Here is a 25377-nt window from a genome sequence, read left to right as displayed (position 1 = left end):
GAGTAGCTGTTAATTCTGAATATTAGGAAGCTCTAAACCATAACCTTTTTTCTTGTCTTCTGCTTTTAACATTAAAGCAACAATAATCGCTAAAAAACCTGTAGTAGCAAAAATCTGCATAGGCAGTGTATAATCATAAGCTGGGATTATTACACTAGCATCACCAGCAGCTTTAGCAGCTTTAGCAGCCATCACTTCTGGGTTAGAATAATCTAAAGCCCAACCAATCAATAGTGGCACACCCATTAGCCCCCAGTTCTGAACCCAGAAAATAAGTGCATAAGCTGTTCCTAATTGTTTTTCCGGAATTATCTTTGGAACAGATGGCCACATAGCTGAAGGTACTAAAGAGAAAGTTACCCCTAAGAATAAAATAAGAGCAATCGCTACTATGTAATTAGTAATGAATGGAATGGCAAAAACGGTATGAGCTATTAATAACATCACAGAACCGATTAACATGATGGTGGCACCCTTACCTTTTCTATCGTAAATACTACCAAATAAAGGTGTCAATAGAATAGTTCCAAAAGGAAGCAACCCGGGAATAGAACCCGCAAACTCTGGATCTACGCCATATTTATTTATCATTAAGTCAGTTGCATAGTAAAGGAATGGAAAAACTCCAGAGTAGAATAATACACAAAGGAAAGCGATTAACCAGAATCCTTTATTTGTAAGAATAGTTAAGATATCACTTACTTTGAACTCATCTTCTTCACTAACTTCGTCTTGAATACCTTCTGATTTTTCTAGTTTTTTATCCATGAATGTATACCAGATAAAAGCTACAAATCCAGCTACTAAAAGACCTAGCCCTAACATAACAGGAGCAGAAAGCGCAGGCATGGCTTTAGTACCAAACCAAGCTGTAGCCATTGGATAAGGAAGTGCTAAAGCAAGAGCAGTACCCATACGAGCAGTGGCCATTTCAAGACCCATGGCTAAGGCTAATTCTTTGCCTTTAAACCATTTTACAATAATCTTACTTACTGTAATTCCAGCAATTTCAACACCCACTCCAAATATTCCAAAACCAAGTGCACCAAAAGCAATTTGAGATTTCATTTCTAAAAATGTTCCAGCAAAATAAACATCACCCATTGGAACCATCTCTGCAATTGCAGCATACTGCAATAGCGTACCTACAATCATAGTAAGAGCAGCTCCAAGACCAGTAAATCTAACACCAATTTTATCTAAAATAATTCCTCCAAAAATCAACATCAAGAAGAATACATTAAACCAGCCATAAGCACTATTCCAAAGACCAAAATCAACACTATTCCAGCCAAAAGCTTCTTCTAAGAGTGGTTTCAATGGAGAAATCACATAATTGATATAATAACCTGTCATCATTGTAAAGGACACAACGGCAAGAGCTCCCCACCTTGCGCCTTTAGAATCTCTCAGGCTTTTGTTTATTACTTCTGTCATTTTCTTATTGTTTAAAGTTTGTTTTTATTTTTTAATGGGCTAAAGTAGGGAAAATATAGAGTCCTTCGAGTTGTTATTCGAAAAACTTCCAGAATCAAAATTCATTCAAAATAGTATGAAAGGATTTCTTACCTTTGGAATGCCACTTAAAAATCAATATTATGTTGTCCCACGACATTATTATCATAGAGAGTTTACCCGAACGTATTGTAAATGGCGTCATCAATAAAGCCATTAATTATGCGCTTTTATCGGTTGCTTTTACCACCAAGAAAATTAATTTACTTTCACTCCACAGGAAAATTGAAAACATTACTAAAGGCCAAATTGCTGAATTGATGTTTCAACATTTCATGATTCAAAACAACTTACGCGTAAACTATTCTTCTTGTCAAACTCCTTTTTACTTGCCTAGCAAAAGAGACTTCCTGATGGATGAATATGAATGGGATATTAAAAACTCTTTTGTTAGAACTAATCAGGATTTATCTCCAAAGGATATTGTTGAATTGCCAGCGTTAATTCCAAACAGGCCCTCCTCTCCTTTTTTTACCGATCATTGGGAAAAACGAAATGAGATGAAACACAAAACCAGTTGTGGAGCCAGGTTTGTTTTTACCTTTATGGATAGGCCAAAAGAAATGGATTTCATTAAAATAAAAATACGGGCCCATCATTTGTTGTTCTTTGAAACCATCAAGAGTCAGTTCCCTTATCAGCGAGGAGAAAAGCCACCCTTTACAGAAAGCTGGTTTTGGAATGAATTGAGTAAAATCGATTTTCCGGAATATGAATTAAATCAGGAATTAAAGCTTTATATCACAGCATGGGCAGGAAAAGACCACTTTAAATATTTCTTTAATACAGAGCAAAAAAACTTTGAGGAGCGTATATATACCAAAATAAGGAATAAAACCATTAAAATCCATCGACTACCAAGTTTCGTTAGTTTGTTTCCCAAATTGAAAAAGAATATGAAGTGTGGCAAGCTGTTTGAGTTGTGAAGGAATGAGTGAATGAGGCTATGAAAGAATGATTTAATGGGACAATGAGAGAATAGTATAACTGTTGTAGATTGGAAATCTTTTCTATGCTTTACGAATCTTTACTTTATTTCTAAATCCCAATGAGCGAATGATTGAATGGAACCATGATAGAATAGTATGATTGTTGTAGATTGAACCCCTTTACTATTCCATACTAAGCCTAATTTTTACTAGAATACGCTCTCCTAAAATCACAAATCATCCATTCATAAATCATAAATCACCAATCAGAAATACTACATAGTAAGATAGAAGTTCAATTTCCCAAAGAAATCAGGAATATTTATAGGTTTGGTTAAATAATCGTCACAACCAGCTTCTAAAGCTTTTTCCATATCCCCTTCTACAGCAAAAGCCGTTAATGCAACAATAGGTATTTTAGGCTGAATGATTTTAATATGCTCAGAGGCTTTATAGCCATCCATAATTGGCATTCTTAAATCCATTAAAATAAGATCAAACTTATCATTCTCTATAACAGCCTCCACTGCATCTTTTCCATTTTTAACCCAAGTTAATTTCACATAAGTTTTCCTCAAAACGGCAGAAACAAACTTATAATTAGCATCCACATCTTCTGCTATTAGAATATGACGCCCTTTTAAATCAGGCACTTCAACATTAGAAGAAGAGTCCACTTCTTTATCTGACTCTTTGCTTCTTTGAAGGTAAGGAATTAAAAAACTAAACTGGGAGCCTTTTCCATTCTCAGATACTAAAGATAATTTACCACCAAGCTTAGTCACCAAAGCTTTAACAATGGCTAATCCTAATCCACTTCCAATGGCTTGATCACCTTCCCTTACCTGATGAAAACGATCAAATATTAATGCTTGATCCGATTTAGGAACCCCCAAACCACTATCTTTTACAAAGAACTGAATATGGGGAGTTCTATCTTGTTTTTGCTTTTCGAGTAATTGATAACCTATTTCTATATGCCCTTTATGGGTGAACTTAACCGCATTATCAATTAAATTGCTTAAGATTTGACGCAAACGAGTTTTATCAGTGAGTATTAAAGCATCTGCATTTTTCAGTGGCATTATAGGAATGATCTCAACATCCTTGGTTTGTAATCTAGGATCACTTCTGTAAATATCTGCCAATTCACTAATCATCTCATTGATGTCTACCCTGTGAACTTTAATATCTATTAATCCAGATTCGATTTTTGATATATCAATCACATCGTTAATAATATTCAAAAGATAGCGACCACTGCTCTTAATAATGTCCAAATATTGCCTCCGCTCAGTTCTATCTTCGGAACGTTGAATAAGGTCAGAAAAACCAAGTATTGAGTTCATAGGCGTTCTAATCTCATGGCTCATATTCGCTAAAAAACTAGTCTTTAGTTTCTCTTGGGATTCTGCTTTTTCCTTGGCATTAATTAATTCTTCCTCTCTAGTTTTTTGTTTTTGAATACTATTTAAGGCAATAAGGTACAAGGCATTATTATCCTCGCATTTTTCTATGCAACCAACCCTACATCTATACCAAACCCGCTTATCCTCCATCAACAGTTCCATTTCCAACTCTATAGAAGGATCTGATTCTTTTAATTCACTATGAATAATTCTTTGAATATTTTTCCAATCCTTATCTTGAAAAATAGTTTGAACATTATACAATTGCTCTTTCCTGTAATTAGTTTCTAGAAGGCGACCGGAGGAGTCTACCAGAAAAATAATATCATTGAGTTTTTCAAAGATTTTCTGATAAAAATCGAGATCAGCTGGTAGATGCGTAGATGTAAATTCGGCCATTTGTTAGTTCCATTGAATAAAGCTCTTCAAAGGTACATAATCTTATTTACGGATTACAATATTTTTAGTAAATTTGATACAAAGACTTCTATATGAAAATTAAACTTTTATTATTTCTATTGGTCCTATTTAGCTCCCAGCTTTTTTCACAAACGCCTGGAATGCAATTTTTCCATACCCACGACGGACTACCTTCAGATGAAGTATACAAGAGTTTAATCGACGACAAAGGGTATTTATGGTTTGCAACTAATAATGGCGTATGTTATTTTGATGGAGAAACTTTCACCACATTAGATATAAATGATGGTTTAACAGAAAATACCATTCTAGAAATTGAAAAAGATCGTTTTGGACGAATTTGGTTTGCTGGTATCTCAGGCTTATTATCTTATTATGAAAATGGCAAAGTCCATCACTTCAAAGGCAATGATATTATAAAGACCTTGAAAAATAGTGTGGAGATCATTGCCTCCGGAACCCTATATCCATTTGACACCAACGAAGTTGTATTTTCTCTAACTAGAGGAAAGATGATTCATATCAAGGGTGATAAATTTGAATTATATAATATAAATCGAGGAGATAGCGTTTGTATCTCAAAACCAGATGACCAACATCTATTTTACAGTCAATATAACAAAAACAAAGACAGTGTTATCACCACTGCTATTATTGATGGACAAAAAATCGAATTAAAATATCGATGCAAAAATACCGCAGACATCCTACCCAATAGAAACCTATATATAGAATTCCCTGATAAAGTAATATATTTCACAGATTCACAAGCATTTACTTTTCATAAAGATGGTCGTATTCTTACATATCCTATTGATTATACTCCTCTTTATGCCATAAAAGGAATTTTGGGAGGAATATGGGTTGGGAGTGTTGATCATGGGTTGATGTTCTACAGGGATGAATCATTGGCAAGCCCTCCCCATCTTTCATTTTTAGAGGATCAGTGTGTTACCTCTTTAAGGTACGACCAGAATACAAGAGGATGGGTTACTACATTATTGGGTGGTGTGCATCATGTACAATCTTTATATATCACTAATTACTCTGCGGGAGGGAACTTTATAGCCAATTACATATCTCAGATATTAAAAGTAAGTGAAGAAAGATTCATAGGGGTTTCAAGAACCAATAAAATATTTATTCTAGATGGTTTAAAATCCAAACTTCAAAAGATTGAAATCCCTGCCCTAGAAAGAGAAATAGTCAATAAAGCCAAGATATACCATGGGAATTTATACTTGAGTTCTAGTGCTGCTTTTTATGAAATTCCAATAAACACACTATTTCAAAATAAAAGTAGAATGGCAGAGGCTAAAAGATATCCCTTCACCAACGGTAAAGATTTTGTCATTCAAGACTCGATTTTATGGTTTGCCACCAGTACTGGGCTTTTATATTGCGAAGATTTTTTCTCTATAGAAAATAAGAAGCTCACAAGGCTAGAAAATACCAAAAACCTAAGAATGAACAAAATATCATCCTACATTCCTCCTGACAAAGAGGAGGGATTTTCCTATTTACTATTTCAAGACATGAACAATTTGAGGAGGTTGCGATATTTGAAAGACAATCCTCAGAAAGCTCAGTTATCAGAACTCCATTTTATAAATCAAGACAAATACACCACCTCTAACACCTTTATCACACCAAAAAATAGTGAGGATGTAATTATTGGAACAAAAGGTAGGGGCCTATTTTGGGTAAAAACAGATACTGTTTTCATTTTTAATGAAAGCTCAGGCCTTCTTAGCAATAATATTCAAGTTTTAAAACAATTAAATGACTCTACTATATATTTAGGTACCAACAAAGGGATCAATATTGTAGAATTCTCTATTTATAAATATCCAGTTATTAAATCGTCAAAAATCATTAAAAAAAATGATGGCCTTATGGGTAGCGATATTCACGATTTAAAGATAGTGAAAAACAATCATCTGTTGGCAGCAACTGATAGAGGTTTATCACTTATCAATCTCCCTATTGTTTTATCTATGGAAGATAAATTCCCAATATACATTGATGAATTCATGGTAAATGGTGAGAATAGATTTCAATCCAGTATAGGTCATTTCGAACTGGAACATTATGAAAACAATATTGAAATAGGATATAATGCTATTGATTTTCATGATAAAAAAAACATCACCTATTATTATAGAATTACTGATGGAGGAAATGAAGAATGGGAAAAAATAAAGCGAGCCAGCGTGGTGATGCCTTATATGCCAGCAGGGAATTATACATTTGAAGTTAAAGGCATTAATTCATATGGATACGAAAGTGACAATATAGATTCCATCAGTTTTTCAATTAAAAAGGTTTTTTACGATACTTGGTTTTTTAAGATTTTGGTTTCATTTTCTATTCTAGCTCTGCTAGGTGCCATATTCTATTTTTACTATTCTAAGAGGAATGAAAGACTTCAAAATGAGAAAGTACTTGCAGACTTCCATCAACAATCCCTCACCCGTGTCATGAATCCCCATTTCATGTTTAATGCTTTAAACTCTGTTAACTCCTATATTGTAAATAATAGAACCAATGATGCCACTTATTTTGTAAAACAAATCGGCGATCTTATCCGTCAAATTTTCAATAGTGCCTATCATAAAGAAATCACCCTCGAAAAAGAGGTTAAGCTTTTAAACTCCTACCTTAGTTTAGAACAGCGAAGAAGCAATAGTTATTTTAACTTTATAATTAAATTGGAATCTGATTTAGAACAATTCACAATTCCATCCATCATGATTCAAATATTTGCAGAAAACAGCATCATCCATGGTTTCTCCGATTTAAAAATTAGAGGAGCTTTATTATTGATTCAATTTAAGAAAGTAGGAGAACTGGTTGAATGTATTATTTTAGATAATGGAATTGGTCGAAAAAAAGCAATGGAATTTAAAACAGAAAAATCCAATAAAAGAGAACTCCACGGATTAAAAGTAATAGAAGAAAGAATAAAACTTTTGAACATCCATAATTCCAAACAAAAGATTTTATTCGAAGTTATTGATCTTCAAAATCATTTAACAAGAGAAGCCAAAGGGACGAAAGTCATCCTTAAATTTCCATATCAAAGAGGAATAAAACTTATCGGAGAACAAGAAAAGAATTTATAATTAAACCAAATAATTAAACATATTAACTATCTTTATCATATGAAAAAGAAAATCAAAGCCTGGTTAATTGACGACGAATCTGATGCACAAGCCCTAGTTAAAAAAATATTAGTTGAAAACTATAAGGAGATTGAGCTTTTGGGGACTTCAATAAATATTGACGATGCTTTTCTACAGATAAAAAAGCATAAACCAAACTTGGTTTTCTTAGATATTAATTTGCCAAGAGGTTCTGGAATCAATCTATTAGAAAGGTTCCCAATTCGAAAATTTGAAGTCATTGTCATAAGTGGCTTTCCAGAAAACAAAAATAAACTGGCCCGTTTCCGTGATATCCCATTTTTACAGAAACCCTATTCTATTGAAGACCTCAAGCAACTTACTGACAAAGCTCTTGAGAATCTTAATAAGGACTTACACAAAGTGCATAGATACGACTCTGTTTAATACCCAATTCTAATTTTTCATCAACTCTATTTCACTTTAGGGATTATCGACCATATGATTATCTTTGTGCAAAATTTTGTTCATGATAAAATCGATGACTGGCTTTGGCAAAAATGTGGTGAGCTTGCCCAACAAATCCATAAATATTGAATTTCGCTCTGTAAATAGTAAAAACTTTGACTTCATCAGTCGAATTCCTTCTCAATATAGAGAAAAAGAACCTCAAATTAGAAAACTAGTTCAAACTATTTTAGTGAGAGGGAAAATAGAACTCAGTATTAATGAAGTAAGTGGAGAATCTAACTCCTCAGTCCAAATCAACAATAATGCATTGAAGATGCATTTCAAAAGCATGCAAGAAACTGCATTGGAATTAGGAATTACCCCTAACGCAGATATGCTTAGTGCCATCCTCCGAATTCCAGATGTATTGGTTCCTCAAGTTGAGGATATAGATGAAAAAGAATGGTATACAATTATGCAGGGTGTGGAAACAGCCTGTTTGGCACTAGATAATTTCCGCCAACAAGAAGGACTATCTTTAAACAAAGATTTTTCTGAACGCATTGAAAACATCAGGCAATATCAGAATGAAATACCAGCTTTGGAAGAAGCTAGAGTAACACATCTAAGAGCAAAATTCGAGAAAGATTTAAGTGATTTAATAGATCGAAGTAACATAGATGAGAATAGATTAGAGCAAGAACTCATATATTATATGGAGAAGCTAGATATTACCGAAGAAAAAGTAAGACTATCTCAACATCTCGATTATTTTAACGAAGTGCTATCTGAAGACCTTTCTCAGGGTAAGAAACTCAATTTCATCAGTCAGGAAATAGGCAGAGAATTAAATACCCTAGGAAGTAAAGCCAACCAAGCTCAAATCCAACATTTAATTGTAAGAATGAAGGATGAATTAGAAAAAATAAAAGAACAACTGCTTAATATTTTATAATGAGAATATCTGCTCCACAGCGCAAACATATTATATTTTCAGCCCCTTCAGGATCAGGAAAAACCACTATTGTTCGAGAAATGATGAAAAGAGGATTCCCTCTAGAATTCTCAGTATCAGCTACTAGTAGAACTCCTAGGGGAGATGAAAAAGATGGAGTTGATTATCATTTTCTTAGCTTAGCGGAGTTCGACAAGAAGGTTACGAATAATGAGTTTATTGAGTGGGAAGAAGTTTATGCTGGCGTAAAATATGGTACTCCAAAGTCTGAGTTAGACCGGATCTTTTCTGAGGGCAAACTCCCCATTTTCGATCTAGATGTAGTTGGAGGAATTAATCTAAAGAAGCTTCTTGGGAATGAAGCCCTTGCTATATTTATTCAGGTATCTGATATTAATGTTCTTAAAGACCGATTAATCAATAGAGCTACTGATAGCAAGGAGAGTATAAAAAAAAGGTTGGACAAAGCTGAATACGAAATGAGTTTTGCTCCTCAATTTGATTTTACTATTATTAATGATAATCTTGAAGAAGCTTGCGAAAAAACATTTCAGACCTTAACAAATTTCATCAATGGATAAACCAAAACAAAAGATAGGTCTTTACTTTGGTTCTTTTAACCCCATCCATATCGGGCATATGGCCATCGCCAATTACATGTTGGAATTCACGGATTTAAATAAAGTTTGGTTTGTAATATCTCCACATAATCCATTAAAGGAGAAAAAAAGTTTATTGGCTGATTATCATAGATTAGAAATGGTTCATCAAGCTTTAGAGGATGAATATAATATGAAAGCTAGCAATATTGAATTCAATATGCCTCAACCCAGCTATACTATAGATACCTTAACTTGGCTGGACGAGAAATACCCAGACAAAGAGTTTATAGTAATTATGGGTGGTGATAGCATTGAAAGTATTCATAAATGGAAAAACTATGAAGCTCTTTTAGAAGAATACAAGGTATATGTCTATGCTCGACCAGGTGCCAAACATGACAGTCACAAACATGAGCATATAAAAATCTATCATGCACCTCAAATGGAAATTTCGGCAAGCTTTATTAGAAATGCCATAAAAGATGGAAAAAATATAAGATATTTCTTACCCAAGAAAGTTTGGGAGTACATTAAAGAGATGCATTTCTATGAGAAACAGTCTTAGCTCTTTTTCATAGATTTTAAGATACGAAACCGAAAAACAGATCCCTCTCCGTCTACAGAATCTACCCAAATCTCACCACCCAATAACTTCACCAGACCTTTTGTGATAGACAAGCCTAAACCCGTGCCTCCCAATAACTGATCATTAATAGGACGGCCTTGTGCAAATCGATCGAATATGATTTTCTGGGCCTCCTCCGAAATACCACAACCTGTATCTTCTATACAAACCATTAAATGTTCGGTTTCTTCTTCAAAATCAATACTAACATAACCCCGATCGGTAAATTTTAATGCGTTTGAAATCAAATTATTAAACACCTGAAACACTCTAGTAAAATCAGTTTGAAGATTAATTTCTTCAGTAATATGTTGAATCCTTAATTCCACATTTGGTTTCATTGAATTTTCGAAGCTATTTTCTAATTTTTGCAGAACCTCGCTTAAAGAAAACTCTTGTACAGATATATGCATTTGGCCTGATTCAATTTTTGAAATATCAATGATATCATTTACCAGATGTAATAGGAGTTGACCATTATTACTAATGATATTTAGATATCTAGTGATTTCATGACCTGAAAAAACTTCCTCAGGGTCATTTAATAAATCCGTAAAACCTATTATTCCATTTAATGGAGTTCTAATTTCATGACTCATATTTGCTAAAAATGCAGATTTTAATTGATCACTCTTTTCTGCATTTTTTTTGGCTTCAATGAGTTCCTTTTCAAACTTCTTTTTTTGAGTAATATCATCCATGATACTCAAATAGTGAGTCACTTGTCCATCTCTATCTTTAATGGGGCTAATGGAGGCACTTACCCAATACAGCTTATCATTTTTACTCTTATTTAAAAATTCGCCCTTCCAAACTTGACCATCTTCAATTTGACACCAAAGCTCCTTCTGAAATTCTGCGGAATGGTATCCCGATTCTATAATAGAAATAGGCTTTCCTAAGGCTTCTAATAAACTAAACTCAAACATTTTCACAAACTGAGGATTCAAATATTCTATGATTCCCTTTGTATTGGTAATCACTATGGAATGCCCACTCTGTTCTACAGCTGCTGACAATTTTCGTATATTTTGCTCGGCTTCTATTCTATTCGTAATATTATGAAAGGAGCTCACCTGAACGCTCTGACCTCTAAAACTTGTAATTCGGCTACTCACTAATACAGGTGTTCTAATGCCCCTTTTTGTAAAAATAGCCATTTCTTTAGATTGCTTAGAGGATTCCAGTTCTTTAAAATATTCCTTTCTAGAATCATCATTTTCCATACATATTTGGAAAAAATCTTGATGGAGCAACTCCTTTTTTCCATATCCACACATCTTAACAAAAGATTCATTCACATCTAATATAAGCCCATTATCATGTATTAATATCCCTTCTAATGTCAACTTAGACAGATGCTTGAATCTCTCTTCACTTTCTTTGAGTTTTTGTTCAGCTATCACCTGTTGAGTAATATCTGTTAAAGCGTTTAATATTCTAATCTCACCATCAATTCTCAACTTTCTACTCGACATGCTCAACCAAAGAATTTCTCCATCTAACCCAACTCCTTTAAAATGGAAATTCTTAACCTCTCCATCCTTATTTAAAAGTTCAATGAAATATTTCCTATCCTTTGAATAATAATAAAACTGCTCAGCACTATACCGAGTTTCAGAATCATAAGGAATTCCAAGAGTTTCTTTTAATGTGGCATTAGATTCAAATACCTCACCTTGTTCATTTGATATAGCGATTCCAATGTTGGAGTTCTCGAATAATGTTTTGTAACGAAGCTCACCTTCATCAATTTTTTGCTGCATCAAATGGGCTTCAGTTAAATCAATATGAGTACCAATCATTCTAATGGCATGCCCTTTTTCATTAACAACTTTGAAAACCCTAGATAAAACAGGAACATAATATCCTTTTTTATGTTTGAGCCGAAACTGCTGTTCCAGCCTAATATTCTGAGAAATGGCAAAATGCTCTTGATTATATTTCACAGTGTCAATATCGTTTGGGTGAATTAAATCAAGAAGTGAATCAAGGCTGAATTCTAATTCCCCTGGGTGATACCCTATCATCTCCAAATAACGCGGACTCAAATAAACAGTCTTTGATCCAACTTTCCAATCCCATAAACCATCATTAGTTCCTTTAAGGGCTAAATTGAATCGTTCATTGGTTTGATCCAGTTTAATTCTAGTTTTTTCTATTTCAGTGATATCAGTAATAAAGGCCAAAAAATAAGACAATTCACCATGATCATCAAATTTTGGATGAACTCTAATTTCAATTGGAATTATTCTTCCTGATTTATGAATATATTCCTTCTTATAGGTTTTTGCCTTCTTTTCAAGAATACTTTCTTTTAAAACCTCGTCTTCTTCAGCATACCATTTTGCTGGAGTAAGATCATCCCTCCAATTTATCTTTGTCATTTCCTCTTCAGAATAACCGAGTAAATCGTAAGCAGCTTGATTTAATAATGCTCCTCTACCATCAAGGTATCCAATTCCAATGGGTTGCGAAGAATGCCTGATGATATCAGCAAAAAACTTCTCTCTTTCTAAGCTCTTCTTTAATTCTTTTGTCTCATTTTTTGAATCAGAAATATCTCGTGACACTCCAATTGCTTTAACAGGCTTCCCATCTTTATTCAGAATCAATGAAATTTTAACCTCTAACCAAACATAAGTTCCGTCTTTTTTGGTTTGCCGCATCTCTAATTTATAATTTGGCGAAAACCTATTATTCTTAGAACTATAAAACAGCCTATTAACCTTTTCTAAAGCTAATTTCAAATCTTCGGGATGGCAACTATCCTCTACACTTCCATCCATGACCTCTTTAGGCGTGAATCCACGGATACTGTAAACCGAAGGACTTATATAAGTAAGTTTCATGGTTTGGATATCCAACTTCCAAATAATATCGTCAATATTTTGGGCAATAAGGTCAAGAGTAGTTTCTTCTTTATTCCTAGAAGATTTATTATTTTCTTTCATAAAAGTGACATTGGGAACTAGCGTTCATCAAAGATAGTAAAAAACACAATATAGTGTATAAGTAATTTCCTAAATAAAACTATATAAATGAGCATATAAAGCAGAAATAAATAAGCTAATTACCTTATAATTGGAGAATTCATCTACCAGAGATCGTCTTTATTAAAATCAAAACTAAAAAGCAACAAAACAAATACCAATCTATTTATATTGCATATTATAAATAGTCTTTATTCCTTCGGCATAGGATGTCGCACCAAAGTATTTATTTGTAAATTTCGAACTATCAAATAAATAATCATACTTAAACTGATAAAGCATTTCTTGGGATTCTCTTACTACAGGACTAAACAAAGAAGCCATTTTAATCATCCATGGACTTAAAATAGAATAGTCAGGTCTACTTCCGAAGTATTTTGATGTTAAATCCGACCATTCTTTCATGCTGAGGGCATTCTGGTCTGTTGGCAGGTGCCAAACTTGTCCATAAGCCTCCTCTTTATTTCCTAAAAAAGCCATAGCCTTTGCAGCATCTGGAGTATAAGTAAAGGAATGTTTTTTATTCGCCGTTAACATAAACTGTGGTTTACTTCCTGTTTTCAATTTCTCGAATAACATGGGAGTAATATAGGTATTGGAGGCTTTTGGACCATAAAAATCGGCAGAACGAGCAATTAGTGCTTGAATATTACCCTTCTCCATCTCCTCCATTAACTGTCTGGCAATTATTGCTCGTATTTCCCCTTTTGTACTGCAAGGGTTAAAAGGAGTATCTTCAGTCATGAAGCCATCAACTTTTCCATACATATACACATTATCAAAAAACACCAATTTAGAATGATGTTCTTGACATGCCTTTATGGTATTTGACATGATTTTCGGCCATGATTCGGCCCAAATTTTGGTATTATAGGGAAGACCTGCTGTAAGATAAACTATTTCCGAACCTTTAACAGCAGTTCTAACTTCAGATTCGTTTCTTAAATCAGCAGGAAAAATTTGATCTGTGGCATTTATTTGCCTTGGTTTTCTGCTTACCTGCCTTATTTGATCAGAAAATTCTGATAAACAATAGGAAGCTTCTTGACCTATAATGCCACCTGAACCTAAAATTGTTTGCATAAAATTATATTTGCTATTTAAGAGCAACAAATATACTCAAACCCAAAAGTTTTAATGTTAATTAATTCCCAGAAATATGCTAAAAACCTCTTAAAAACAAAGTCAATTATCCTTCAAATAAAGTCATCTAAAATTGAAAATCCACCAAAATTTAACAAAAAACTTTCGAGCCACTTTTGGATAAACTAAAAACCAGGATTTTCGGCACGGTTTTTTCTTGTTAAATATCAGCCATATAGAGGGTTTTACAAATACATTCTCTCACTAATATTGACCAGATAAAAATAAAGGCATTTTTTATTTTAGAAATAAATTTTTGTAATTTAGCCGCCGCGACAAATAATATAATTATTTGTGCCAACGGAGAGATGACCGAGTGGCTTAAGGTGCACGCTTGGAAAGCGTGTGTACGCCAAAAGTGTACCGAGGGTTCGAATCCCTCTTTCTCCGCTTAGTGAAATAAATGAAGTAAAAATAAATATTGAAGTTCTGTAAATAAATTTTTGTAAATTATGAAAAAACTAATTGCACTATTAACTGTAGCCGGAATGCTTAGCTTCGGTTTGTTCAATGTAGCTTATGCTCAAGAAGAAGGAGCCGCTATTGACACAACAGCTACTGAACAAGTAGTTGAAGAAACTGTTCCTGAAGTACCAGCTACTTTAGAAGAACCTGTAAAAGAAGAAGCAGGATACCATGAAGTATTGAAAGAGCAATTCATTCAAGGAGGTGCCGGATTTATGGGTATCGTTTTATTAGCCTTAATCTTTGGTTTGGCTATTTCTATTGAAAGAATTATCTATTTAAATCTTTCAACTACTAACACTAAGAAATTATTAAACAAAGTTGAAAACGCGCTTCACAATGGTGGAATTGAAGCTTCTCAAGAAGTTTGCAAAAACACTCGTGGACCAGTAGCTTCTATCTTCTGGGAAGGTCTTAATAAATATGACGAAGGAATCGACATGGTTGAAAAATCAATCGTTGCTCTTGGTGGTGTTTTAATGGGACGCTTAGAGAAAAACTTAAGCTGGATTGCATTATTTATCGCTCTAGCTCCTATGCTTGGTTTCATGGGTACTGTAATTGGTATGATTGGTGCTTTTGCCGATATCGCTGCTGCTGGTAACATTTCTGCTACTGTTGTTGCTTCTGGTATTCAAGTAGCTCTTTTAACAACTGTATTTGGTTTGATCGTTGCGATTATTCTTCAAATCTTTTACAATTACTGTGTAGCTAAAATTGATGCTATTGTTAACGATATGGAAGATAGCACTATTGATTTCGTTGATATCTTAACCAAATTTAAATCAGGTAAATAATAATTAAACATGGATAATATACTAAAAAAAGCATTTTTTGGAATCGCTATTATCCTGATTTTAATTGCAACAGCCTATCAAATTGCGGTTTTATATCAGGGAGACGATTCAGTAACAGAAAGCGTTCTTAATGGTTACTTCTTAACAGCTTACATTGCGTTTAGCTTATCAGTAGTCATTGCTTTACTCTTCCCTGTCCTTCAAATCATTTCTAATCCAAAAGGAGCGATTAGAACTCTAATCATCATTGTTGCTGCTGTAGCCCTTTGGTTTGTAGCTAAAAGCTTAGCAACCAACACTTTCACTCCTGATGAATTAGAAGCGAAAAAAATTACAGCTGAAACTTCTGTAATGGTTGGAGCAGGTCTAATTTATACATATGTAGTTTTTGGATTGGCCATATTGTCTATTCTATATGCCAGTATCTCAAACATGTTTAAATAATAAAAAATAGAATCATGGCAAGAAAAACACCCGAATTTAATGCAAGCTCAATGGCAGATATTGCTTTCTTGCTCTTGATCTTCTTTTTGGTAACAACTACTATGGATGTTACAACTGGTATCAATAGAAAGTTACCTCCACCACCAGATCCTACTGTCAAACCACCGGATATTAAAGATAGAAATATCATGAATATCTTAGTGAGTAAATCAGATAGACTTTTGGTAAATGGAAAACCTGGTCAGCTGGAAGATTTAAAAGAGGATGTTATAAAATTTATGACCCCTCACTATCCAGATGATGTAGCTTTTCCTGAGGTTAAAGAGGAAACTATAGATCTAATTGGTACTGTTTATAAAAGTAGAGGTATTATTTCATTGAAAAATGACCGTGGTACTTCATACGATATGTACATTCAAGTTCAAGATAAAATTGCTCAAGCTTTTACCCAACTTAAAGATGAATTATCCGACAAGAAATTTGGCAGAAAATATGCAGATTTAAATGAGGATGAAGCTAAAGCTATTAACGAAGCCGTTCCGGTTCCAGTGTCAGAAGCTGAACCAGAAGATGTGGGAACTAAATAATAAAGGAGAATATTATGTCTAGATTTAAGAAACAAGGGGACAAAGAAACCCCAGCAGTATCTACGGCTTCATTGCCCGATATTATCTTTATGCTTTTGTTCTTCTTTATGGTAACTACTGTAATGCGTGAAACCGAATTACTAGTTAAGGTTAATCCTACTTCGGCTAAAGAAGTTTCAAAACTTGAAAAGAAAAGTTTAGTAAGTTTTATATATATTGGTGAGCCTGTTCAAGGTAAATTAGGAACCAATACTCGTATTCAATTAAACGATACTTTTGGAACTGTTGATGATATCTCAGATTTTATTGCTGTTGAAAAAGAAGCGAGAGACGAAGCTGATAGAAAATTCTTAACCACTTCACTAAAGGTTGACAAAGACACCAAAATGGGAATTGTTACCGATGTGAAACAAGAGTTAAGAAAAGTAGGAGCTTTTAAAATTAACTACTCTGTAACTGAACAAAGAGAAGATTAATACGCAAGTATATATTTTAATAATAAAAACCGCCTTTCAAAGAAAGGCGGTTTTTTTTGTCTCATCCCATGCTATCCAATATTAAACCGATGTTGATTCCTCGAGCAGCAGGCTTCAAATTAATATACTACAACAGCCCTTATGAGTCATATGGTTCTCCCATTTTAATACGATTAACTATGTTTACTTATCAAATAATATGATCCAAAAAAAAGCCGATTCATCGCAGGGGACAATGAATCGAACTTTACAATAAACGAATTTAAATCAATATTTACCTATTCAATTATGATATTGCTATTCCTGTATATCAAACACAAGTTTGATATTATGCCTACCGACCATACTCTCGTCGAATTTCTTAATCTTTTTTCCATCTAATTGCTCTACTACATTTTCATGCAGTTTATCGCAACAGTTATGGTTACTTTCATTAACACTCATAATGCCATTGGCATCAACATCTAAACTTACCCAAATGGTTCCTTCCATTCCGTTCTCGCTGGCTTTAGCTGGATATTTAACAGTTTTACTTAAAGCCTTTTTAAAATCTATGGTTTCAGCTTCGGCCAATACGGGTTGAAATAAAAATCCTACAAGGAATAAAGCGATGATAATTATTGTTTTTGTTTTCATGGTGATTGTTTTTGTTATGTCTTGTGCTTACCCTATAATTAACAACCATGCCAAAGTTCATATATACCTAATATTATGCATTTTACGATATTTCATCCAATAAACCTAATGAAGTGATTGTGATACTATGATACATATTCATGCACGTAAATGAACAGCCCCAAATTAATTAACAAGCCATTATGATATTCAGTATCAAATGTTTAAGAAAGTTAAAATTGCATTAAAAAGTGTAACATTTATGAATGCACAGCGTCCTTTATAGATGAGTGGTTTCTTTTCTAAACAAAATTGAGATTAATACGAAACCTTTTCTATTCTTCAGCTTGCTTGTTTTTATAATACCTCATCAAGAAAACTCCAAGAACAACTAAAGACAAACTTAAAAGTGCCAATAGCGTTTGTGGCTCTTTTTGCTCAATTAACTCGGGTTTAGTACTAAACAAAGGCTCCTTAGTGATGTATACATAGGTGACTGCCATGGAGTTATTAAAGAAGTGAGCGATAATGGGCACCCATAAATTCTTAGAGTAGTAATAGAAATAGCCTAATAAAGCACCTAAAAATAAACGAGCAAAAAAACCATAAAACTGGAAATGAATAAAACTAAACACCAAAGCAGTAATCCAAATTCCAATATGTTCATTTTTGAATAGTCTGATAAATAATGGTTGGAAAGCCCCTCTTAATAACAATTCTTCACCAACAGCGGCCAACACTCCAATCATCAGAATATTAAGCGCATAATCTTTCCAATCTTTCATATCTAGAAATACATTGGTAGCAAAGGCGGCTCGTTCCTCCGCCTCTCTCATCCATTGTTCAATAGCAGCCATGCTCGAAGGCAAAGACATTTTTCCGTTCTGATAGATAAGCCATTCACTTAGAGGATTCGACATCAACAGGGTTAATATCCCAAGGCCTAGCATAATAATAGAAGGCCAACTGTTCAGATTGAAGAATCCCCAAGTTTTTTTCTCTATTAAAAATCCGAATATTAAGGCAGGAATGATAAAAAAAGCAAACTGAGAAACAATTTGGAAATACTTCATCAAACTTATATCAGAAGGGGTGTTTAGGTTGCCCATTGACGAAATACGCTCAAAAATAGGCCCTTCGATAAAGCCAACTCCTAATAAAATACCGAAAAGACTAACAAATATACCCAGTCCAAATATCAGTAAGACAAGTGCAAACAAGCGTTTGCCATCTTTTGTATCCTTTAACAATTGAATATCCACAGTTTTTCAGCAAAAGTAATAATTTTGCGCTTTGTAAAAAACGACAACATTGAAAATAGGAAATATAGAAATCGAAGGCTTCCCCTTGGCATTAGCTCCAATGGAAGACGTTACCGATCCCCCATTTAGAGCGCTTTGTAAACGACTGGGTGCTGACATCATGTACACTGAGTTCATTTCATCGGAAGGGCTTATTAGAGACGCTAAAAAGAGCATAGAGAAACTAGATATGAATCCTGGAGAATCTCCAGTAGGAATTCAAATATTTGGTCATAGCGAGGAATCTATGGTACAAGCTGCGGAGATAGCCACACAAGCCAAGCCTGATATTATCGATATTAACTTTGGCTGTCCAGTAAAAAAGGTGGTAACCAAGTGTGCTGGTGCAGGAGCTTTACAAGATATTCCAAGATTATTGAGAATTACTGAGTCGGTGGTAAAATCCACTCACCTTCCTGTTACAGTAAAAACTAGACTGGGTTGGGACGAGAATAACAAAATCATTGTAGAATTAGCTGAGCAATTGCAAGATCTAGGTATTCAGGCTTTAACGGTACATGGGAGAACACGCTCCCAGCTTTATAGAGGTGTTGCTGATTGGACTTTGATAGGTAAAATAAAGGAAAACCCTCGTATGCACATTCCTATCATAGGAAATGGTGATATAAGTTCTGGCGCTAAAGCCTTAGAAGCCAGAAACAAATACGGAGTAGATGGCATCATGATTGGAAGAGCCAGCATAGGAAATCCCTGGATATTTAAAGAAATTAAAGAGTATATGAATGGGAATACAGAACCTTTAATCGTTGGAATAGATGAACGAGTTGATATCTGTAAAGAACATGTGGAACGTTCGGTTGAATGGAAGGGAGAAACCCGAGCACTTAATGAAATGCGTAAGCACTATAGTAATTACTTTAGAGGCTTTCCACATTTCAAAGAATTCAAGATGAAGCTGATGACATGCCATGAGCCACAAGCACTATATGACACCTTGGAAGAACTCAGAATTTTTTACAAAAACTATAGAGAAGTATAATCACATTCTATTAAAAATAAAACTCGGTTCAGGACGAACCGAGTTTCTGTCGCAATGTATACTCATCTTCGGAGGGCTTTTTGGGGTCCCTCCCATTCACTTAAATGGTATGAAATTTAAGTTTCACATAAGCTCCCGTTCCTCCATCTACATACAAATAATAGATTCCTGAACTTAATTTAAAATCCTTTAAACTTCCATTGGGCTCGTAAATTTGGCCCTCTTCATTTATTTGATATCTATATATCATATAACCTGAAGCATTTTTTATTAAAAAGCCTTTTTCTGTAAATTTGGCTCCACTGTAACAGTTATTTCCTGCGATAAGAGAAATCAATTGGAAAGAACTTGCCGTTTTTCCACTAGGTATATTTATTTGAGCGGGCTTTACATTACAGCTATTATCGATTGATGCTTCTAAAAATTCATTTTGTGCAAACCCATTAAATGATAAGATAAGCACACATATGAAAACTATCATATTCCTCATATTCTTTAATCTTGCGTTAATTTCAATAATACCAAAATTAACACATAATAAGTAGAGAAACAGCCTAGGAGCATTATTAGCTTTGGTTGGATCCTTATTCGTATTTATTAAATAAAAAAGTGAGAAATAAAAAAACCCATAACAGGTGCTATGGGTTTTAGATTATATGAATTAGAGGACTATATTTCCTCAGTCTCAACAACTTTAGCTAAGATATCAGCATAAGGAATAAAAAGGTATTTATTTCCTTCAAATTCCACTTCATTGCCTGCAAACCTCTTGTAGAAAACTACATCACCGGCTTTGATTCCAGGGTTCTCCACATTACCAACAGCTATAACTTTAGCATACTGTGGTTTTTCTTTTGCTGTATCAGGAATAATGATTCCACTTGCTGTTTTTTGCTCTTTCTTGTCCTCATTGAGGTCTAAAAGCACATTGTCATTTAAGGGTTGTAACTCTCTCATATGTATAGTTTTATTTATTTTCATTTAATTCCAAGAAGGCTATTAAGTTTCACTTTATCAAAACCTACCACCATTTGTCCATTGATATCGGTTTGTGGAACACCTTGCTTACCACTTTTCTTTACCATTTCCTCCGCCGCATCATGATTGCTGGCAATATTGATTTCTTGATAACGAATCCCATGTACATCGAGGTGCTTTTTTAAAGTCCCACACCAGCTACAACTAGGTGTAGAATATACCGTAACTCTTTTCGCTACTCGTTCTTCTCCTTCTGCTTGTGCCACAAAAAAGTCCTGAGCAAATATCTTATCATAAAAGCTGACATCATTACAGCCTTTATAGGAATTACTCATTTCCCCATTTTTGAAACTTAATAGTATGGGAGCCGATTTTACGCCAAACTCACCATGAATATCTCTAACTTCATTTACATCAGCCACCAAAAAAACAACATCCTCATTTATGGTTCTAGAAGCATTAGCCAATGCACAATCACTAGCATCGGAGCCCGATTTATAGAGCAAAAGATAAGCTGTTGGTGTTTCTTTCAACTGCACCTGCAATTCTCCAAAAGAAGCAATATTGATTAGTTTCATTTTCTAGGTTTTAGTCCCTTTTACTCAATCTTTATGCCAATGATGTTTTGCTGAAAAAATGTCAGAAACGATCTATACCAGTTCACTTCCTGACATCACCGTGAGCATTTTATCTTCATGCAGATATTTCTCTGCCACATGAAGTATCTCATCAGCACTTACCTGTTGAACTTGCTTGGTTAATTGTGAATAATAGTTTTCTGGAAGTTCAAACTCCTCCAAATTACGCATCATTTCTCCTAAAGCAAAAGGACCGTTTAAAGAACGAAGGAGGCCTCCAGTCATATAATTCTTCACCAAACTAATTTCTTCTTCGCCAACTAGTTCTGTTCTTAGCCGTTTGAGTTCTATGAGTATTTCGGCATGAGCTTTTGAAGCCACATCTTTACCAACTTCACTGCTAATATTGAAAATGCTGGCTTGATGCAAATGCTGAATTCCAGAATGAATACCATAAGTATAGCCTTTGTCTTCTCTAATGTTTTGCATCAATCTAGATCCAAAGAAACCACCAAATATAGTTTGTGCCAATGAAAGTGCGGCATAGTCCTCATGTTTCTTATCCAAAGTTAAACAACCCATTTTTATGGCGGTCTGCATGGCTCCTTTTTGCTCCACCCACATTCGCTCCATACTCAGAGGTTCATGAAGTTCAATAATAGGTTTCTGAGTGGATTCTCCTACCATTTCTAAAGCACCAAAAAATTGATTAATTATCGCTAAAATATCTTCAGAAACTTTGCCAGATAAATAGATTCTCCAAGAAGTAGCAGAATAATATTTTTGGTGGAAAGATTTCAAATCCAGAACCTGAAGCGCATCATAAGACTCTATAGTAGCAGCGGAACCATAAGGATGATCAGCACCAAATAAAGCTGTATTGAATGCTTTTAAAGCTTTGTTCTTACCTTTCTGCATACGAAGTTGGAAATTTTGTTTCTCCTGTTCTCTCAATACAGAATACTCTGAATCTGAAAAAAGAGGTGCGATCAGCATATCAGCTACTAAAGGCAATACCTGAGCAAGATATTTATTCAAACAAAAGAGATTGAAATAAGCAAAATCACGAGTAATTCGGGTTTCGAAAAAGGCACCATAATAATCCATCTTCTGAGCAATTACAGCAGCAGAATAGTTTTGACTTCCTTCTTTTAGCATTTTATTGGTAAAAAATGCGGTTAGTGATTGATTCTGGTATACAATTCCGGCTGGAATGGCCACCTGAAACTTCACCAACTCTTGACTTCCAATATTAATATAGGAAATAGGCAATCCGTTATCCAGCCTTGCATGTTGAATTGGAGGAATATAAATATCACCAACGGTATTTAGGGCGGGTTGTGTTTTTCTGTCTAATATCATGATTGCTCCTTTTTGGCTTGGTAAAACAAAGTACTGCTGTTTTCTTTAGTGAATATGCTTTTGGCCATTTCTTGTAATTGCAAAGCAGATATTTTTCTATACTTTTTCACTTCTTCATTAATATCTTCGGCACAGGTGATGGTTTCATAATAAGCCAAGCTCATGGCTTTATTTAAAAAGCTGATTTCGCCAAATATCATGGAAGATTCCATTTTATTCTTGACTTTCTCTAACTCTTCTTCACTTACTAATTCTTCTTTCACTTTTTCTATTTCTTCCCAGATGGCTTGCTCTGCTTGTTCCAGAGAAATGCCTTCCGCTGGCTTACCACTAAAAATAAAAAGCCCGGCATCGATATCTCCTGTGATATAAGCATCAAGCTCTGCAAATAAGGCACGTTCTTTTACTAGTTTACGAAATAAGCGAGAAGAAGGCCCATTAGACAAAATATCACTCAACAAATCGGTGATTTGATAAGCCTTATCTAATCTATTGCACATGTGGAAAGCGATGTAAAGTGCATCGTTAGGCACCTCTCGTTCTACTTTTAATACTCGTGCTTCTGTTTGTACTTTTTCTTTAGGTAGATTTCTCTGCACTTTCTCCCCAGCAGGAATATTAGCAAACCACTTCTCGCAATATTCTCTAGCCTCCTCTACATTTATATTTCCGGCCAAGACCATAATGGCATTATTGGGATTATAGAAGCGGCGATAGAAATCTTTAACTTCCTCCATACTGGCATCCTCAATATGAGAAATATCTTTACCAATGGTATTCCATTGATAAGGATGCGTTTTATAAGCTAATGGTTTCAATAACATCCAAACATCTCCATAAGGCTGATTCAGATAAGACTGTTTAAACTCCTCAATGACGACCTGGCGTTGCACCTCTAAACTCTTATCGGTAAAAGCCAAGTTTAGCATTCTATCAGACTCCAACCAAAAAGCAGTTTCTAAGTTTTCTTTGGGGATGGTGAGGTAATAATTGGTGATATCACTATTGGTGAAAGCATTATTTTCACCACCAGCGGTCTCCAAAGGAGTATCGTAGGATGGAATATTGGCAGAGCCACCAAACATCAAATGCTCAAATAAATGGGCAAATCCAGTTCTGGAGGGCTCCTCATCACGAGCTCCTACCTGATATAATATATTCATGGCCACCAAAGGTGTACTCAGGTCTTGATGAACGATGACTCTTAGGCCATTGTCTAATTGAAATCTTTCGAATTTTATCATTGTTTTGTTAGAAGTTTGAAGTGTGAAGCACGAAGTTTGAATCACGAAGTTTGAATCACGAAGCACGAAGTTTCATAAGTTTGGTTTTTTGCTCCATTTAGGGAGAGGAGCAAACAGAAAAACCAATGTATACTTTCTAAATTCTAAGCTTCGAGGCTTTTCATGAAAGCTTCTTCATCTATCACATATCTTTTGTGTGTTCCTTTTCCTATTAGGCCATCTTCATCATAAGCTTCCACTTCGAAAGTGAGTTTTGGACCATCAGCGGCAATTAATTTGGCAGTAGCTTGGACTCTTTTACCAAGGCCAGTGGCTTTTACATGCTTTACACTAATTTCTGTTCCCACTGTATTTTTACCCTCCTCTAAAAATGGACCAACCAATTGAAGTGCTGATTTTTCCATCAAAGCGACCATGGCTGGAGTGGCAAAAACTTCTACCAAACCAGAGCCATAAGCTTTAGCAGTATCATTTGGGGTTACTATAATTTCAACATCGTGTTCTATTCCTATTTCTAAGTTCATATCGGTTTATATTTTTTTGCAAAAATAGGGTTTTGGTGGGAGATTCTTTTCATAATAAAGCTTTAATATAATTGAAGAGTTTTTTTGTTGCCACGAAGGCACTATGGCTCTAAGATTGTTACTTATTGTATTTTGTTATCCTGCTCTATCCGGTTTGTAATCCGATGGTATACTCAATAATGACGACCGGATTGCAAATCCGTTCTAGCTGGTTTTTTTTTGCTACGAAGGCTCTATGATTGTAGCTTCGTTGATTTGTACTTCTAGTATTTAATAATCACAGAAGCAACTCAATCTCTCAAATTGAAGTCGGATTGCCTAATATGAGAAACTCCATCAGATTTGTAATCCGATATTAAAACTATCAATAATGAAGGCTGGATTACAAATGCGCTTTAGCTCGTTAACAATTTCGCTCTAAGCGCTTAAAAGGCTATTCTAAAATTTCAAACAGAACATCCCCTTCTCTATTTTCTTCAAATTTCAGATAACCAAACTCTTTAGAATAATACAATAACCAGAGTTTTTCACTAAAAATATAAACATCATGATAAACTTTTCCTCTTATCTCAACAGATACACCTTGTTCAATAATATCATTAAAAGTAAATGAATAACAATTAATGGTGACATCTAACTTATTTGTTTTCTTTTTTTGAATTTTGATATAACCCTTACTATTGTATCGCGTAATTGTTTCTAAATGTTCTTTATAACCTGAGTTCGGTTTTTAACTATCTGAAATTCAGTTGTTAATGGTGATATTTTTGACCATAAAATTAGGAGATTTCATGAGTATTTATTATCTTTGTGACTGATAATCAAACAATTAACAATAAA

Annotated in this window: 23 protein-coding genes and 1 tRNA gene; 12 read left to right on the top strand and 12 right to left on the bottom strand. The window is 34.4% G+C overall.

Annotated elements, in window-relative coordinates:
* Positions 1–9: 9 nt before the first annotated feature.
* The gene (locus tag HNS40_RS16665; RefSeq protein ID WP_172282922.1) at positions 10–1437 is read right to left on the bottom strand and encodes an MFS transporter; all 1428 of its coding nucleotides are present in this window, start codon (positions 1435–1437) and stop codon (positions 10–12) included.
* 161 nt (positions 1438–1598) lie between these two features.
* Between HNS40_RS16665 and HNS40_RS16660 the strand changes: the two genes are divergently transcribed.
* Positions 1599–2441, top strand: a complete 843-nt coding sequence (locus tag HNS40_RS16660) for a hypothetical protein (RefSeq protein ID WP_172282920.1) — start codon at positions 1599–1601, stop codon at positions 2439–2441.
* Positions 2442–2719: 278 nt separating this feature from the next.
* Here the strand turns inward: HNS40_RS16660 and HNS40_RS16655 are convergent, their stop codons facing one another.
* Positions 2720–4252 (bottom strand): hybrid sensor histidine kinase/response regulator, encoded by a 1533-nt coding sequence (locus HNS40_RS16655; RefSeq protein ID WP_172282918.1) that lies wholly within the window; start codon positions 4250–4252, stop codon positions 2720–2722.
* Positions 4253–4344: 92 nt separating this feature from the next.
* Between HNS40_RS16655 and HNS40_RS16650 the strand changes: the two genes are divergently transcribed.
* From HNS40_RS16650 to nadD, 5 genes are all read left to right on the top strand, one after another.
* A complete protein-coding gene (locus tag HNS40_RS16650; RefSeq protein WP_172282916.1) occupies positions 4345–7398 on the top strand; it encodes a sensor histidine kinase in 3054 nt (1017 codons plus the stop codon).
* A gap of 39 nt (positions 7399–7437) precedes the next feature.
* Positions 7438–7845 carry a LytTR family DNA-binding domain-containing protein gene (locus HNS40_RS16645; RefSeq protein WP_172282914.1) on the top strand — a complete coding sequence of 136 codons (408 nt, stop codon included), beginning with the start codon at positions 7438–7440 and terminating at the stop codon, positions 7843–7845.
* An 82-nt stretch (positions 7846–7927) separates the two neighbouring features.
* Entirely contained in the window at positions 7928–8803 is an 876-nt protein-coding gene (locus HNS40_RS16640; RefSeq protein WP_172282911.1) for a YicC/YloC family endoribonuclease, read from the top strand.
* Positions 8803–9384, top strand: coding sequence for a guanylate kinase (gene gmk, locus HNS40_RS16635; RefSeq protein ID WP_172282909.1), 582 nt, complete (start codon positions 8803–8805; stop codon positions 9382–9384). The genes HNS40_RS16640 and gmk overlap by 1 nt, the downstream gene beginning before the upstream one ends.
* Positions 9377–9970: a nicotinate (nicotinamide) nucleotide adenylyltransferase gene (nadD, locus tag HNS40_RS16630; protein ID WP_172282907.1), complete on the top strand. Its 594-nt coding sequence runs from the start codon at positions 9377–9379 to the stop codon at positions 9968–9970. The genes gmk and nadD overlap by 8 nt, the downstream gene beginning before the upstream one ends.
* Here the strand turns inward: nadD and HNS40_RS16625 are convergent.
* Positions 9967–12984 carry a PAS domain S-box protein gene (locus tag HNS40_RS16625; RefSeq protein WP_172282905.1) on the bottom strand — a complete coding sequence of 1006 codons (3018 nt, stop codon included), beginning with the start codon at positions 12982–12984 and terminating at the stop codon, positions 9967–9969. The genes nadD and HNS40_RS16625 overlap by 4 nt on opposite strands.
* A gap of 201 nt (positions 12985–13185) precedes the next feature.
* Entirely contained in the window at positions 13186–14106 is a 921-nt protein-coding gene (locus HNS40_RS16620) for an NAD-dependent epimerase/dehydratase family protein (RefSeq protein WP_172282903.1), read from the bottom strand.
* A 362-nt stretch (positions 14107–14468) separates the two neighbouring features.
* On the opposite strand from HNS40_RS16620, the gene HNS40_RS16615 reads away from it, so the two are divergent.
* From HNS40_RS16615 to HNS40_RS16595, 5 genes are all read left to right on the top strand, one after another.
* A tRNA-Ser gene (locus HNS40_RS16615) sits at positions 14469–14556 on the top strand.
* Between the two features lie 62 nt (positions 14557–14618).
* Positions 14619–15428: a MotA/TolQ/ExbB proton channel family protein gene (locus HNS40_RS16610; RefSeq protein ID WP_172282902.1), complete on the top strand. Its 810-nt coding sequence runs from the start codon at positions 14619–14621 to the stop codon at positions 15426–15428.
* A gap of 9 nt (positions 15429–15437) precedes the next feature.
* Positions 15438–15872 carry a hypothetical protein gene (locus HNS40_RS16605; RefSeq protein WP_172282901.1) on the top strand — a complete coding sequence of 145 codons (435 nt, stop codon included), beginning with the start codon at positions 15438–15440 and terminating at the stop codon, positions 15870–15872.
* 14 nt (positions 15873–15886) lie between these two features.
* Positions 15887–16459 (top strand): biopolymer transporter ExbD, encoded by a 573-nt coding sequence (locus HNS40_RS16600; RefSeq protein WP_172282900.1) that lies wholly within the window; start codon positions 15887–15889, stop codon positions 16457–16459.
* A gap of 14 nt (positions 16460–16473) precedes the next feature.
* The gene (locus tag HNS40_RS16595; protein WP_172282899.1) at positions 16474–16935 is read left to right on the top strand and encodes a biopolymer transporter ExbD; all 462 of its coding nucleotides are present in this window, start codon (positions 16474–16476) and stop codon (positions 16933–16935) included.
* A gap of 297 nt (positions 16936–17232) precedes the next feature.
* Here HNS40_RS16595 and HNS40_RS16590 read toward each other — a convergent pair whose 3' ends face one another.
* Positions 17233–17571, bottom strand: coding sequence for a hypothetical protein (locus tag HNS40_RS16590; protein WP_172282898.1), 339 nt, complete (start codon positions 17569–17571; stop codon positions 17233–17235).
* A gap of 314 nt (positions 17572–17885) precedes the next feature.
* Entirely contained in the window at positions 17886–18812 is a 927-nt protein-coding gene (locus tag HNS40_RS23755; RefSeq protein ID WP_172282897.1) for a CPBP family intramembrane glutamic endopeptidase, read from the bottom strand.
* A 49-nt stretch (positions 18813–18861) separates the two neighbouring features.
* Between HNS40_RS23755 and dusB the strand changes: the two genes are divergently transcribed.
* The gene (gene dusB / locus HNS40_RS16580; RefSeq protein WP_216663677.1) at positions 18862–19851 is read left to right on the top strand and encodes a tRNA dihydrouridine synthase DusB; all 990 of its coding nucleotides are present in this window, start codon (positions 18862–18864) and stop codon (positions 19849–19851) included.
* A 100-nt stretch (positions 19852–19951) separates the two neighbouring features.
* Here the strand turns inward: dusB and HNS40_RS16575 are convergent, their stop codons facing one another.
* The 6 genes from HNS40_RS16575 to HNS40_RS16550 form a co-directional block, all read right to left on the bottom strand.
* A complete protein-coding gene (locus tag HNS40_RS16575) occupies positions 19952–20332 on the bottom strand; it encodes a hypothetical protein (RefSeq protein WP_172282896.1) in 381 nt (126 codons plus the stop codon).
* 188 nt (positions 20333–20520) lie between these two features.
* Positions 20521–20808, bottom strand: a complete 288-nt coding sequence (locus HNS40_RS16570; RefSeq protein WP_172282895.1) for a co-chaperone GroES — start codon at positions 20806–20808, stop codon at positions 20521–20523.
* Positions 20809–20828: 20 nt separating this feature from the next.
* Positions 20829–21407, bottom strand: coding sequence for a glutaredoxin domain-containing protein (locus HNS40_RS22985; protein ID WP_216663678.1), 579 nt, complete (start codon positions 21405–21407; stop codon positions 20829–20831).
* Between the two features lie 72 nt (positions 21408–21479).
* Positions 21480–22769 (bottom strand): pitrilysin family protein, encoded by a 1290-nt coding sequence (locus tag HNS40_RS16560; protein ID WP_172282894.1) that lies wholly within the window; start codon positions 22767–22769, stop codon positions 21480–21482.
* The gene (locus tag HNS40_RS16555) at positions 22766–24013 is read right to left on the bottom strand and encodes a pitrilysin family protein (protein WP_172282892.1); all 1248 of its coding nucleotides are present in this window, start codon (positions 24011–24013) and stop codon (positions 22766–22768) included. Before HNS40_RS16555 ends, HNS40_RS16560 begins: the two co-directional genes overlap by 4 nt.
* A 143-nt stretch (positions 24014–24156) precedes the next feature.
* Positions 24157–24537 (bottom strand): thioesterase family protein, encoded by a 381-nt coding sequence (locus tag HNS40_RS16550; protein WP_172282890.1) that lies wholly within the window; start codon positions 24535–24537, stop codon positions 24157–24159.
* Positions 24538–25377: the final 840 nt, after the last annotated feature.

Source organism: Lentimicrobium sp. S6 (genome assembly GCF_013166635.1).
Taxonomy (GTDB): domain Bacteria; phylum Bacteroidota; class Bacteroidia; order Bacteroidales; family UBA12170; genus UBA12170.
The sequence above is the reverse complement of the archived record's forward strand: the minus strand, read 5'-3'. Positions and strand labels throughout refer to the sequence as shown.